The 15,243-nt window shown below is 35.1% G+C and carries 11 protein-coding genes; all 11 read left to right on the forward strand.

The genetic code is table 11. The annotated features are described in order from the left end of the window. The first annotated feature begins 37 nt into the window (after positions 1-37). On the forward strand, positions 38-2,359 hold the full coding sequence (locus DW196_RS00805) for a cation-translocating P-type ATPase (protein ID WP_187363564.1): 2,322 nt from the start codon (positions 38-40) through the stop codon (positions 2,357-2,359). 119 nt (positions 2,360-2,478) lie between these two features. Further along, positions 2,479-4,314, forward strand: a complete 1,836-nt coding sequence (gene dnaG / locus DW196_RS00810; RefSeq protein ID WP_118249591.1) for a DNA primase — start codon at positions 2,479-2,481, stop codon at positions 4,312-4,314. Positions 4,315-4,344: 30 nt separating this feature from the next. Continuing rightward, the gene (gene rpoD / locus DW196_RS00815) at positions 4,345-5,463 is read left to right on the forward strand and encodes an RNA polymerase sigma factor RpoD (protein WP_071457838.1); all 1,119 of its coding nucleotides are present in this window, start codon (positions 4,345-4,347) and stop codon (positions 5,461-5,463) included. A 162-nt stretch (positions 5,464-5,625) separates the two neighbouring features. Beyond that, a complete protein-coding gene (locus DW196_RS00820) occupies positions 5,626-6,636 on the forward strand; it encodes a DUF1002 domain-containing protein (RefSeq protein ID WP_071456917.1) in 1,011 nt (336 codons plus the stop codon). A 285-nt stretch (positions 6,637-6,921) separates the two neighbouring features. After that, positions 6,922-8,079 (forward strand): efflux RND transporter periplasmic adaptor subunit, encoded by a 1,158-nt coding sequence (locus tag DW196_RS00825; protein WP_118249592.1) that lies wholly within the window; start codon positions 6,922-6,924, stop codon positions 8,077-8,079. Continuing rightward, the gene (locus DW196_RS00830) at positions 8,079-8,786 is read left to right on the forward strand and encodes an ABC transporter ATP-binding protein (protein WP_071456915.1); all 708 of its coding nucleotides are present in this window, start codon (positions 8,079-8,081) and stop codon (positions 8,784-8,786) included. Before DW196_RS00825 ends, DW196_RS00830 begins: the two co-directional genes overlap by 1 nt. Beyond that, positions 8,779-9,999 carry an ABC transporter permease gene (locus DW196_RS00835; protein WP_158563487.1) on the forward strand — a complete coding sequence of 407 codons (1,221 nt, stop codon included), beginning with the start codon at positions 8,779-8,781 and terminating at the stop codon, positions 9,997-9,999. The genes DW196_RS00830 and DW196_RS00835 overlap by 8 nt, the downstream gene beginning before the upstream one ends. Positions 10,000-10,193: 194 nt before the next feature. Continuing rightward, the gene (locus tag DW196_RS00840; RefSeq protein ID WP_071456913.1) at positions 10,194-11,630 is read left to right on the forward strand and encodes an NCS2 family permease; all 1,437 of its coding nucleotides are present in this window, start codon (positions 10,194-10,196) and stop codon (positions 11,628-11,630) included. 189 nt (positions 11,631-11,819) lie between these two features. After that, on the forward strand, positions 11,820-12,719 hold the full coding sequence (gene cdaA, locus DW196_RS00845; RefSeq protein ID WP_071456912.1) for a diadenylate cyclase CdaA: 900 nt from the start codon (positions 11,820-11,822) through the stop codon (positions 12,717-12,719). Further along, the gene (locus tag DW196_RS00850) at positions 12,709-13,680 is read left to right on the forward strand and encodes a YbbR-like domain-containing protein (RefSeq protein ID WP_158563488.1); all 972 of its coding nucleotides are present in this window, start codon (positions 12,709-12,711) and stop codon (positions 13,678-13,680) included. Before cdaA ends, DW196_RS00850 begins: the two co-directional genes overlap by 11 nt. A gap of 42 nt (positions 13,681-13,722) precedes the next feature. Continuing rightward, complete coding sequence (glmM, locus tag DW196_RS00855; RefSeq protein WP_118249595.1) at positions 13,723-15,078, forward strand: phosphoglucosamine mutase; 1,356 nt, start codon at positions 13,723-13,725, stop codon at positions 15,076-15,078. Positions 15,079-15,243 lie beyond the last annotated feature (165 nt).

Genomic DNA, 15,243 nt, shown 5'->3' on the forward strand with positions numbered 1-15,243 from the left:
TAATGAAAGAATAAATGAAAAAGAGAGAGTAGATAAAATGAAAATGAATGAAACAGGATTAACCAAAGAGGAAGTTAATCAGCGAATAGCCAAAGGACAAGTGAATGATTATGTTTCAGATACTTCAAAAAGTAATAAAGATATCATTTTTGATAATGTCTTCACCCTATTTAACCTACTAAACGTGATTATTGCGATTTGTTTAGCTTTAGTCGGTGCATATAGTAATATGTTTTTTATGGCAATCATTATTTTAAATGTTGTGATTGGTGTGTCTCAAGAAATTCGTGCGAAAAATTTAGTAGCACAACTTTCCATTGTGAACGAAGAAAATGTGGATGTCTATCGTGATAATCAAAAAATTGGCATTCCTACGACTGAGTTAGTAATGGATGATATTGTGATTTTATCAGCTGGACAACAAGTACCATCTGATACAATTATTGTTTCAGGTAATGTGGAAGTCAATGAGTCACTTTTAACCGGTGAAGCAGATTTAATTAAAAAAGGTGTCGATAGCCAGCTAATGTCAGGGAGTTACGTGACAAGTGGTCAATGTGTGGCGAAAGTTATTCATGTTGGAAAAGACAATTATGCCATTAAGATTGCCGAAGAAGCTAAAATACATAAACCTGTGACGTCTGAATTAGTTCAATCAATTAGAAAAGTGGCTAAATTTACAAGTTACATTATTATTCCATTAGGGGTCATTTTATTTTTAGAAGCTTATTTTTTAAGAAACAGCGACATCAAGCTATCCGTTGTTTCTTCAGCTGCAGCACTACTTGGAATGTTACCAAAAGGAATGGTGCTTTTAATCAGTATTGCGCTTGCAACAGGTGTTGTGAAATTAACGAAGAAAAAAGTATTAGTACAAGATATGCATTCTATTGAAACGTTAGCTCATGTTGACGTGTTATGTTTGGATAAAACAGGAACCATTACTCAAGGTAACATGATTGTCTCAGAAATGATTGATTTGGCAAGTAAAAATAGCCAAATTGATACGAATAAGTTAATGGGTAATTATATCAATGCAACAGATGATAATAACCTTACAATGCAAGCCTTACGTTCATATTTCAAGACATCAAATGACTTAAACGTATTAGATGTATTACCATTTTCTTCTGATAGAAAATGGGGTGCTGTGTTATTTGAAGGCATTGGTTGTGTGTATTTAGGTGCACCAGAAAGATTAGTATCAGAAAGTTCCATACCTACAGAAGTGATGCAAGCTCAAGAACAGGGAAGTCGTGTCTTATTAATAGGTATTGATGCACAGGCGACACAAATTAACGACACAGTTGGTTCTGTTGACGCTCAATCAGTTTTAATTATTGAAGATGCCATTCGTGAAAACGCGGAAGAAACGTTAGCTTATTTGGATAGTGAAGGGGTTGCGTTAAAAGTTATTTCAGGTGACAACCCAATTACCGTATCAAATGTTGCTAGACGTGCGGGATTAAAAAATTATGAGCAATATATCGATTTATCAACTATCAAAACTGAAGAAGAAGTCAAACAAATAGTTGATGATTACACTGTATTTGGGCGAGTGAGTCCACAACAGAAAAAATGGTTAGTGGAAGCTTTGCGTCAAAAAGACCATATTGTTGCTATGACAGGTGATGGTGTCAATGATATTTTAGCAATGAAAGAAGCAGATTGTAGTATCGCCATGGCAGAAGGAGATAACGCCACACGTCAAATGGCGAATCTTGTCTTGCTTAACTCAGATTTTACTACGTTGCCAGACGTATTATTTGAAGGTCGACGCGTAGTAAACAACGTGACAAAAGTGGCAAGTATTTTCTTTATTAAAACAATCTATTCATTCATTTTGTCAATCATTTGTATGGTAGCAGCGATTGGATTTCCATTTATTCCAATTCAAATTACACTGCTTGATTTGGCAATTGAAGGTTACCCAACATTCTTTTTATCATTTGAATCAGATAAACGCAAGATTACAACAAAATTCTTACCAACTGCGTTAAGACGAGCGTTACCAAATGCGTTACTGGTGGTAATAAATATCCTTGTGATTTACTTTATTTCACCGAAGTTTGGCATTAGTGGAGTCGATCAAACGACGTTAATGTATTATATGTTAATTGCAGTGAGCTCAATGGCAGTGATTAAAGCTTGTCTTCCGTTTAATCCATTAAGATTATTCTTAGCTGTGACAACAACTGTGGGAACATTTGTTGCAGCTATGCTATTCAAGTCACTACTTGAAATTACGTGGCTCAATGCGACAACACTCCCTATTTTTATCGTGCTTGTTATCTGTTCAATTTTAGGTAAGTTAATTTTAGATAAATTGATTACTGGAAAAATGGGTTCTTTTAACTAAGCACAAATTGTTGCAAACATGTCGAATTATGTTATAATTTATTATGAAAAGTTATGTCATGGTCGCGCTGGGTTCAGTGCGACTTTTCTGACTTAATTATGTAAAAGGGGATGATTACGTTGTCACAATTAATCCCTCAAGAATTAATTGATACAGTTAGACAAGAAACAAATATTGTTGAGGTTGTTGAAAACTATGTTCAATTAAAAAAATCTGGTAAAAACTACCTTGGTTTATGTCCCTTTCACAACGAAAAAACGCCTTCGTTTACTGTAGCAGAGGACAAACAAATCTTTCATTGTTTTGGGTGTGGCAAGGGTGGTAATGTGTTTACGTTTATTCAAGAGATAGAAGGATTGTCGTTTCCTGAATCTGTTGAGAAGTTGGCAGTACCTTTAAATGTCTCATTACCAACTTCAGTTTATAGTGAACAACGTAGCACTGAAAAAAATCAAACGCACCAGACGTTAATCACAATGCATGAGCATGCAAAAAAGTTTTTTCATCATATACTAGTGAATACAGAGGCTGGAAAAGAGGCGATGGCTTATTTAGAGTCGCGAGATATTCCTAAAGACGTAATAGAAGAATTTGAGATAGGATTTGCTCCGGACAATCGGCAAATTTTATTAAAAGTTATGGAAAAAGAGTTTGATGAAACGTTTTATGGACAGTCAGGTTTGTTTATCGAAAGAGATGATGGATCATATACCGATCGCTTTGTTAACCGGATTATGTTTCCAATAAAAGATGCTCAAGGTAAAACAATTGGCTTTTCAGGTCGCATGATGCCTTCTGAACAGGCAAAACAAGACGTCAAACAACCAAAGTATTTAAACAGTCCTGAAACGGAAATTTTTAATAAACGAGATGTCATTTATAATTTTCATTTGGCAAGACCCCATATTAGAAAGTCGAATGATGTATTCTTATTTGAAGGATTTATGGATGTGATAGCATCTCATATGTCAGGGGTAAAAAATGCGGTCGCTACAATGGGAACGAGTTTGACGGAACAGCAGATTAATCGACTCGAGAGAGTTTGTCAAGATGTGACGATTGTCTATGACGGTGATGCTGCTGGGATAAATGCGACAAATCGTGCGGTAGAGTTATTAACTGATAATACAACGCTAGGTGTTCAAGTAGTGATGTTACCCAATCGGTTAGATCCAGATGAGTATAGAAAAACATATGGTCTTGAAGCATTGGAAAATGAATTAAAACACCATCAGTTAACCGTGTTTCAGTTTAAGAAACAATTTTTATCACAAGAGTTTAATCTAGACAATGAGTCAGATGTGTTAACTTATTTAGATCTTGTCTTACAGGAATTAGCGAAAATCCCATCAGTTATTGAAAAAGATTTTGCGTTAACTCAATTATCTGAAGAGTATCACGTTTCAAAAGATACCTTGCAAATCCAGTTAAATTCGTTTATTCAGTCAAACAAAGTGCATCAGTTTAAAAAAGTCATACCAAAACAACCAGAAGTTGTGATACCACAAATTCAACAAGTCCGAAAACAAACGGTGGTTGAAAAAGCTGAAAGATTACTGATTTATCGTATATTAAAAGAGAAGGCAATATTTACTCAATTAGTAAATAAAAAGGATTTTTCGTTTGTTCATGATGAATACCAAGAGTTATTTCAGCATATAGCAAGTTTTTATGAACTATATGGTCAAATTGAACTAGCAGATTTTATTAATTATTTAAAAGAAGAAAATTTAAGACAATTATTAGTCACAATTACCATGCAGGACATTAGTCAACAAAGTAATGAGACAGAGATTAGTGATTGTTTACATGTGATAAAAAAAGCGAGCATTCAATCTAAAATTGACGATTTAATGACTCGACAACAAACAGCTAAGCAGACAGGGAATGCTGTTGAAGAAATGGAAGTAACATTAGAGATTATCCAATTACAAAAAAAATTAAGTAATTGGTGATAATATAAGGGGGAGTCCATCGTGTCAAAAATGGTAAAAGATGAAGCATACAAAAAAGAAGTAACCAAATTCATCAAGTTGAACAAGGTAAAAGGTTCGGTGTTTTATGATGAGTTAACAAACAAATTAGCTACTCCTTATGAATTAGATGCTGATGATATGGATGAATTGATTGAAAAAGTTGAGGACGCAGGAATTAGCGTTGTTGATGAAAAAGGCGAGCCAAGTGAACATAGTTTGCGTGTCGCTAAAAAAAATCAAGAATCTAAGAAGACAAAAGAAAAAGAAGAAGAAGAAGATTTAATTGCACCAGCTGGGGTAAAAATTAATGATCCTGTTCGTATGTATCTTAAAGAAATTGGTCGTGTATCCCTTCTTACAGCTGACGAAGAAGTGGCTCTAGCGTTACGTATTAAAGAAGGTGACCCTGAAGCAAAGCAAGAACTGGCAGAAGCTAACTTGCGTTTAGTGGTTAGTATTGCCAAACGTTATGTTGGTCGTGGGATGCAATTCCTTGATTTAATCCAAGAAGGTAACATGGGATTGATGAAAGCTGTAGAAAAATTTGACCATGAAAAAGGATTTAAGTTTTCTACTTATGCGACTTGGTGGATTCGTCAAGCGATTACTCGTGCGATTGCCGACCAAGCCAGAACGATTCGTATTCCGGTTCATATGGTTGAAACAATCAACAAATTAATTCGTATCCAACGTCAATTACTACAAGACTTAGGTCGCGAACCAACACCTGAAGAAATTGGAGCGGAGATGGATTTATCACCTGAAAAAGTACGTGAAATCCTTAAAATCGCACAAGAGCCTGTGTCTCTTGAAACACCAATTGGGGAAGAAGATGACTCACACTTAGGAGATTTTATTGAAGATCAAGAAGCGACAAGTCCTGCTGAACATGCAGCCTATGAATTATTAAAAGAACAATTAGAAAGTGTATTAGATACACTGACCGATCGCGAAGAAAATGTTTTGCGTTTACGTTTTGGCTTAGATGATGGCCGTACGCGTACTCTTGAAGAAGTAGGAAAAGTATTTGGTGTCACACGTGAGAGAATCCGTCAAATAGAAGCAAAAGCGTTAAGAAAATTACGCCACCCATCTCGTTCAAAACAATTAAAAGACTTTTTAGAATAAAAATAATATCGCACTAGTTAAAGCTAGTGCGTTTGTTTTTAATTGATTTTTTTTAAAGAATGTTAAATAATCAATAAAAAGACTTAATTCATTCTAAAGATGGATGGAAATAAGGAATAGATGTGTTACATTTAGTAGGAAATAAGATGAAAAGGTGATGTTATGAATAAATTTAAAAAGATTTTACTAGGTCTTACACTACTTTCAACAGTTGGATTAAGTACGCAAGTTTCGGCTGCAGAAAAAGCGAAAGATGAAGGATGGGATATTCCAAATATCGCATTAGGTAATGGCTTAACAGATGCTGAAAAGCAACAAACACGTGATATTTTAACAAAAGACTTGAGTAAAGTATCCATGTTAAGTGGAACAAACACTCAGAATATAAATGAATACATTGTTGATGGCAATGATTTAGTGAAGTATGTGACCGACGTTCCAGAATTTACCAGTTCGTCAAAAGCTTATTCAAGTGCGTTGATTGCTCGTACAAAAAGTGGGTCGGGTGTGACAGTTGATATTGTGACACCAGATAAAATTACTGCAAGAACAGAAGCAATGTACCGCTCAGCAGCTATTACAAGTGGTGTATATGATGCATACATTCGTATTGCAAGCGTTCGACCAATGGATGGTAGTGGTGCATTAGCTGGTATTTATAAGATTTATGATGAAGTAGATCCTGCCTCTAATCAAACAGAACAAAAAGAGCGTGATGAAAAGCGTGAAGTAGCACAAGATCAAATGCAAGTGGTTTCTGCCATTGATCAACAAAACCAAGATAATAAAGATTATTCTTCAGAAAACATCTTAGTCATGTTAGCTGATATTCAAATGGAATTACAAAAAATTAATAAGAAATTAAGTGACATGTCTGATGAGAAAAAGAAACAAGAAGTAACCAATGTGGTTGACGAACAAATTGAGAAAAACGGCCTGCAAGAAGCCATTACACCAGAACTAAAAACGCAAGTCGTCAATAACATGGTGAACTTTACTAATACAAGTGCCATCACAGATAAAGAATTAACCAGTCAATTATCTGGGTTTAAAGATGACATTGTGAAAAATGGTAAAGAATTTAAAGATAATTTATTGTCAGAAGAAAATGTCGAAAAAGCAAAAGGAATTTGGCAAAAGATTAAAGATTTCTTCTCAAACTTATTTAAATAACGTTGAAACTATCTAGTGAAAACTAGGTAGTTTTTTTAATAGACTAGGGGATTATAAGTTCAGCCGTCAATGTCTAGCTCCCAAGTCCTGACCTAGTGAAAAAAAGATAAATTTGCCCCATTGCGCGCTTCGCTGCTCATTCAGGGTCAAATTTCCTATTTTTTCATAGGTCAAGGCGGACTTATCCGCTTTTCTTATACTCATTCACAATAGGACCATCGACTGATTTTTCCAATGCTTTTTTTAGGTATACTTAAATTATTAATGAAAAAGGAGTTATTGGGGATGTCGAAAAAGAAAAAAGTGGTTATTGGGAGTATTATTGGGTTGGTAGTGATTGCTGCAATCGGTGGGAAAATGGTGTTATCGAAAAAAGAGCCAGTAAACACAAAGGAAGAAGAAAAAATTGAGTTTTATACCGTTGAAAATGTTGATCAAGTGTTTATTAATGGTGTGGTAACACCTGTTATGTCAAAAGAATTTACCAAAGATACAACTCTAGGTAAATTGGGTGATTTAAACGTAAAAAATGGTGAAAATGTCACAAAAGATACAGTGCTTTATCAATACTTAGATGAGACAACAGACTCTCAAATTAGAGATTTGAAATTTCAAATTGAATCAACACAAGCCGAAAAAGAAAAAGCTGCAAGACAAATGCAACTTGAAATAAATGAAATGAATAATGCGCCAACCTCAGAATCAGGAGAAGCTACCAGTAGCCCTGTATCGAAAGAAAGCATAGAATTAAAATATGATTTAGGTAGTTATGATATTAAAATGAGTCAATTACAAACACAAATTAATGAATTAAGCGAAAAACAGGTTAATAAAGTCATTGCACCTTTTGACGGTCAGGTTATTATTCCACAAGACCAAAACAGAGATAGTGCCATTTTAACTTTATCATCAACTGATTTTTATGTTGAAGGTAGTGTCAATGAGAAAGACTTAGAAAAAGTTAAAGAAAAACAAATAGCGGACGTTAGAACCATTGCGGATAATAAACTATACAAAGGTGAAGTCACTTATGTGTCTAATATTCCAAATACCCAGCAAGCAACAGAAGGTGGTGCATCAAATAGTGGGAATTCTTTATCAACTTACACAGTAAAATTAAGTTTAAAAGATGCAAAAGAAATTCGTAAAGGATTCCACGTACAAGCTTCAATTAAGCTAGAAGATAAAAAAATAGAAATACCAAAAGAAGCCGTAAAAGTAGATGATAAAACGAAAGAAGTTTATGTACTCGTTGATGATTTTGGCACAATTGCAAAACGGGTAGTTGAAACGACCGATCAAGGGGCATCAAAAGATAAAATTATCGTAACAAGTGGTTTAGAAGGCTTAGATCGTGTCATTATTTCATCCGAAGTACCTTTAACAGTAGGTGAACCAACTCCTGGGGGTGAAGTTACCGAAAATGAAGGAGGAGAAAAATAATGAGTCACGACAACCCAGTATTAGTTGAGTTAAATGATATAAATAAATACTATCCAGTCGGCAAATCAACACTGCATGTCTTAAAAAATCTCAACCTTACTATTGAGCAAGGCGAATTTATCATGATTATGGGGAAATCCGGTAGTGGAAAAACGACGCTCATGAATATTATTGGATTTTTAGATCAACTATCAGATGGTGAGTATATTTTTGATAATAAAGACGCGTCAGAATTAACTGAAAATCAAAAATCGACTTTAAGAAACGAATATATCGGATTTATTTTTCAACAATTTTTCTTAATACAATCGTTAAATGTGATTCAAAATGTTGAATTACCAATGGTGTATGGTGGGAAGAAAAAAGAAAAAGAACGTCGTCAAATCGCCTCAGACTATTTAGCTATGGTTGGTTTAGAAGGAAAAGAGTTTTCTAAAACGACTGAGTTATCAGGAGGACAACAGCAACGTGTCGCCATAGCTAGAGCCTTAGTTAATGATCCACTACTCATTATGGCAGATGAGCCTACAGGAGCTCTTGATAGTGAAACGAGTGAAGATATTATGACTATCTTGTCGAATTTAAATAAAGAAGGAAAAACAATTGTCATGGTCACTCATGATCCTGATATGAGAAAGTATGCCACACGAGTGGTTTATATGAAAGATGGTTTATTCCTTACCGAGGAGGAATTTATCAATGCTTAAAAATCTATTATTAAGTACTTTCCTAAGTTTAAGGGCACATAAACTACGTGTTTTTTTAACGATGGTTGGAATTATTATTGGAATCACAGCTGTCGTAACAGTATCAGCAATCGGTGAAGGGATGAAGCAAAGTAGCTTAAAAGTAATGGAATCTACCGATGCTAACGTGATTCGTCTAATCTATAAAGTCGATCAGAGTGATGATAGTATTGGCTTTCAAGACGAAGAGCCGTTTGCGTTTGACAAACTTGATTTAAAGCTGCTAAGAGGACTCGATGGTGTTGATACCATTAGTGCTGATTATGGATTTGGATTCGGTGCTAAAGAGATGGTGACGAGTACACTAAACTATTTTGACACTTCAGGTAGTGGTCAAATTGTGGCAACAAGTAAAACGAATACACCAGTTGGTTTTGGAAATAGTTTTACTACTGAGCAATTAGAATCAAATAGTATTATTATCACGTATGATACCATGCAATCAACGTTAGGCATCCGAAAACCTAAAGATATTATTGGAAGAGCGATTGATGTTGATGGTATAAAATTTTTGGTAGTCGGTGTAAAGGCTAAAATTGATGATGACGCCATGATAATGGATGATTCCGCCTTTTTTGACGAAGTGCCTAAAAAAGCGTTTAATGACCTTGCAAAGAATAAACCAATCAATGCAATTAAATTAAAAACGACAGACCACAGTGACAGACAAGCCATTATTGATCAAGCAAATACGTTACTTAAAGAACAACACCCCAATCTAGTTGGAACATTTGAAGAAGATCGTTCAAATGAACAAGCACGTCAACAAATTGAATCGATGCTTCAAGCTGTCGTGACAGGTTTGTTATTCATTACGGCTATTTCTTTATTAGTTGGAGGAATTGGGGTGATGAATATTATGTATGTGTCTGTTTCTGAGCGAAAACGTGAAATCGGGATTCGCCGTGCAATCGGTGCGAAACCAATCACCATTTTATTACAATTTTTATTAGAGGCTGCTTTTATTACGCTAATTGGCGGGGTCATCGGTATCTTCTTTGGATGGGGACTTGCAACACTGATTTCCACTTTTGCAGATGGTATTACAGCAATTGTTAGTCCAAGTATGGCAATACTCTCAGCGTCTATTTCAGCAGGAATTGGGTTAATATTTGGTGTTATACCAGCTATTAATGCCGCCAAATTAGATCCTATAAAAGCAATTTATCAATAAATCACACACTTAATTTGTTCAAATCGAGCAAATTAGGTGTTTTTTGTTATTAAATAAGTAAAAGTCGAACAATGCGAAGAAAAATTTAGATAAATATAAATAAATGGTTGCCATTTCTCATTATTAATTCTATAATCAATTTTGTTAGAGTTATTAACGAACTAATTATATTATGGAAGGTGCAATGTTAAGAAATGGAAAAGTTTTTTAGATTAAAAGAGAATAACACAACGGTTTCTACGGAAATCATGGCGGGGTTAACGACATTTTTTGCAATGAGTTATATTTTATTTGTGAATCCGACCATTTTATCTTTATCAGGAATGCCGTTTCAAGCAGTCTTTCTAGCTACTATTATCGCATCAGCAATTGGAACGCTCGTCATGGGATTGTTTGCTAATGTACCATATGCACAAGCACCAGGTATGGGCTTAAATGCGTTTTTCACTTTTACTGTTGTCATGGGATTAGGTTATTCATGGGAACAGGGGTTAGCGATGGTCTTTTTATGTGGTATTATCAATATTATTATTACCATCACAAACTTGAGAAAATTAATTATTCAATCAATTCCCGAAAGTTTGCAACATGCTATTGGCGGTGGAATAGGTATTTTTATTGCATATGTTGGAATTAAAAATGCTGGATTACTTCAATTTACATCAGATGAAGCGTCAATTGTTTCTTCAGTAGTTGATGGGGATAAAGCAACGAACGTTGTATCAAATGGTGGGATTGTCCCAGCATTGGCGAATTTTAATAACCCAGCTATTATTTTGGCACTGATTGGGCTAGTTATTACTACAGTGTTAGTGATTAAAAACGTCAAAGGGGCTATTCTAATAGGGATAGTAGCGACTACAATTATTGCTATTCCAATGGGGGTTGTTGATTTTAGTTCGATTAATTTTCAAGAGAATTCATTAGGAAACTCAATCAAAGACTTAGGAACGACATTTGGTGCAGCTTTTGGTCCAAATGGCATGCCTTCACTATTTTCTGATGTAGCCAAAATACCTCAAGTCTTATTAACGGTTTTAGCATTTAGTTTATCTGATATTTTTGATACGATTGGAACATTTATTGGGACAGGTCGTCGTACTGGTATTTTCTCAAAAGAAGAAGAAGAATCCGTTATGACAAGTAAAGGGATTAAATCAAAAATGGACAAAGCATTGTTTGCTGATGCTATTGCAACAACAGCTGGATCAGTAGTTGGGACAAGTAACGTCACAACTTATGTAGAAAGTGCAGCTGGTATTGGTGCGGGTGGACGTACTGGTTTAACATCAGTGGTTGTCGCCATTATGTTCTTGTTAAGTAGTTTCTTATCACCTGTTGTTGGGGCAGTGCCTTCTCAAGCAACGGCTCCGGCGTTAATTTTAGTTGGTATCATGATGATGGCGTCATTTAAAGAAATTGCCTGGACTAATCTTGAAGATGCTGTGCCAGCCTTCTTTACTTCAATATTTATGGGTCTAGCATATAGTATTTCATATGGTATAGCTGCAGGATTTATTTTCTATGTGTTAATCAAAGTGGTTAAAGGAAAAGTAAAAGAAGTCTCACCTGTTTTATGGGTAGTGACGGCTCTATTTGTTATTAACTTCATTGTATTAGCGACGTTATAGTTTATTGACATACTCGACAAATGTTGGGTGTGTTTTTTTATTGAAAGTAATTAAATTATTAAAAAAAGTCATTGAAAGTTTTCCGATAACCATGCTATGTTATAATAGTAAAAGTGTGAGAAAGTAACCATAATGCTAGGGGGGAGCAAGATAGAGTAAACTACTTAATTGTAAAGGGGGAGGAGCAAGATGATGTTAACTCAAGCGAGCTTGTTCAGACCTGAGATATGGCAAAATTTATTAGATAAATATTTTACGCTTAGTGTACTGGTACATATCATTGATATATTAGTCGTGTGGTATGTCGTATATAAGTTTTTGATGCTACTTAATGACACAAAAGCGATTCAAGTATTTAAAGGGATTGCTGTGATTATCATTGTAAGGATTGTCAGTGATTTTATTGGCTTAAATACAGTTTCTTGGCTAATGAATCAAGTGATTACTTATGGTGTAGTTGCTGCAATCGTCATTTTTCAACCTGAAGTTCGGCGCGGATTAGAACATCTTGGTAGAGGTGCGGCACTAACGCACTCTAACAAACAAAAAAATATGCAACAATCATTTATTACTGCGTTAGATGAATCGTTGCAATATATGTCTAAGAGAAAAATAGGGGCATTGATTACGATTGAGCGAAATGATAGTTTAATTGATATTATTGAAACTGGTATTCCGCTCGATGCGGATATATCGAGTCAATTACTAATTAATATCTTTATACCCAATACACCATTGCATGATGGGGCTGTCATTATTAAAGATAATAAAATTGCATCAGCATCGAGTTATCTGCCTTTATCAGAAAGTAATAAAATACCAAAAGAATTTGGGACACGTCACCGTGCGGCAATTGGTATGAGTGAATCATCGGATGCGTTGACACTTGTAGTATCAGAAGAAACAGGTGATGTGAGTATTACGCATAACAAGACATTTTTACCAGGTCTTCAGCGTGAAGCTTATTTAGAAGTATTAAAACAAGAATTAGCTGATGATCAAGAAGATGTATCCCAATCAAATTTGGCAATGTTTATCGAAGATATTAAAAAAAGTTTTACTAAGGGAGGAAAAAACGATGAAAAATGATCGTAAATCACCTTGGTTTATTAGAATATTATCTTTGTTTTTTGCCATTCTTTTATACTATAATGCCAACTCATTTGTCATATCACATAAGACAAATAACACAGTAACTAATTTGGAAGCAACAGCTGAAAATGTACCAGTTAATGTTACTTATAACCAAGATAAGTATTTTATTTCCGGTTATAAAGAAAGTGTTTCTGTGGAATTGACAAGTAATAATAAAATTTTGTTAGACAAGGAGTCTAATGCTGAAACACGTGGCTTTTCAGTGGTAATGGACTTAACGAAATATAGTGTTGGGACACATGAAGTACCATTGCAAATTGTTGGGTTACCAAATTCGGTTAAAGGAACTGTTAAACCGAATAAATTATCTGTTACCATAGAAAATAAAGATAGCAATTCATTCAAAGTTGAACCAGCGATTGATAATAAAATTTACCAAGACGGATACTCAACAAAAGAAGTGACGATTGATCCAATGAATGTAAAAGTAAGTGGCTCTGAATCGTCCATTCAAGAAATTGATCGAGTCATTGCTGGTGTCAGTGAACGAACAAACGTTACAGGGAATTTTTCAGAGAAAGTGCAGCCATATGCTGTCAATAAAGCTGGAGAACCACTGAATGTTCGAATTGAACCTGATACAGTGACTGTTAATGTAAAAGTCAATGTCCCAAGTAAACGAGTTAAAATCACTCCAATCCAATCAGGGACCATTCCAAAAGGGATTAAGGATTTTACGTTTACACTAAAAGATGACATGGTGGATATAGAAGGACCAAAAGAAGTACTGGATGAAATAAATGGCATAGAGCTTAAGGTTGATACAACAAACATTCGTGAAACGACAACAAGTTCTTATTCTGTGGTTGTACCAAATGGTGTGAAAGCGACACCGGAAATGGTGTCTATAACAGTTAAACCAAATGAAGCAAAAACGACCAGTGATAGTAAATAATACATTATAAAAATTGTAAAATGAGTGAGGAGAATAATTAAAATGGGTAAATATTTTGGCACTGATGGTGTGAGAGGTGTTGCAAATAAAGAACTAACACCAGAACTAGCATTCAAAATTGGACGTTGTGGAGGGCATGTCTTATGTCAACATAGCCACTTAACTGAAGGAAAACCACAAGTACTTGTTGGAAGAGATACACGTATTTCTGGACAATTATTAGAACAAGCACTTATTTCAGGACTCCTTTCAGTTGGAATAGAAGTTTTACAACTAGGTGTGATTTCTACACCAGGCGTGGCGTATTTAACAAGAACGCAAAAAGCAGCAGCAGGTGTGATGATTTCAGCGTCACATAACCCAGCTGAAGATAATGGTATCAAGTTCTTTGGGCCAGATGGATTCAAATTATCTGATGAAGAAGAAGAAGAAATTGAAGCATTATTAGATGCTGAAACCGACGTTTTACCTCGACCATCAGCATTAGGACTTGGAACTTTGAATATTTATCGTGAAGGTGCGCAAAAATACATTGAATTCTTGAAGAAAACAGTTGATGAAGAATTCACTGGTTTGAGTGTCTGCCTAGATGGAGCAAATGGAGCAACTACTCCGTTAATCAATCAACTTTTTGCAGATTTAGATACAGAGTTCTATACAATGGGCGTTAGACCAGATGGGTTAAATATCAATGATGGTGTTGGTTCAACACATCCTGAAAAACTAGCAGAAATGGTTGTTGAAAAAGAAGCTGATTTAGGTTTAGCCTTTGATGGTGATGGTGATCGTGTGATTGCTGTTGATGAAAAAGGACAAATCGTTGATGGAGATAAGATTTTATATATTTGTGGTAAATATCTTGCAGCCAATGATGAGTTAAACAAAGATACAATTGTTGCCACTGTTATGAGTAACTTAGGGTTCCATAAAGCCGTTGAAGAAGCAGGTATGACGGCTGTTACAACTCAAGTTGGTGATAGATATGTGGTTGAAGAGATGCGCAAATCTGGTTACAATCTTGGTGGAGAACAATCAGGACACATCGTCTTCTTACAACACAACACAACAGGTGATGGGTTACTTTCAGGCATTCAATTGATGCAAGTAATGAAAGCTTCTGGTAAAAAATTATCCGAATTAGTAGCCGACATTGAAGAATACCCACAAAAATTAGTGAACATTAAAGTGTCAGATAAATATGGTGCGATGGATGTTCCGGCTATAAAAGCGATTATTGAAGAAGTTGAAGGAGAAATGAATGGGGATGGTCGAATCCTTGTAAGACCTTCAGGAACTGAGCCATTACTTCGTGTGATGGCAGAAGCACCAACAGAAGAAAAAGTTAATTATTATGTTGATAAAATTGCTGATGTTGTCGTAAAAGAAATCGGAATTTAAACTGATAAACAGTGAGTGGAGGATTTCACTCACTGTTTATGTGTATTATATTATCAGTTTTGTTGTAATTATCCGATTAGTAAAGGGGAGTGATGTTCTTTCCATCTGTCACGTTTATTATCTCTATCTATCAACTTGATCTATGGGATATCATTAGAAATTTAT

The organism is Vagococcus sp. AM17-17, assembly GCF_003471765.1.
Taxonomy (GTDB): domain Bacteria; phylum Bacillota; class Bacilli; order Lactobacillales; family Vagococcaceae; genus Vagococcus; species Vagococcus teuberi.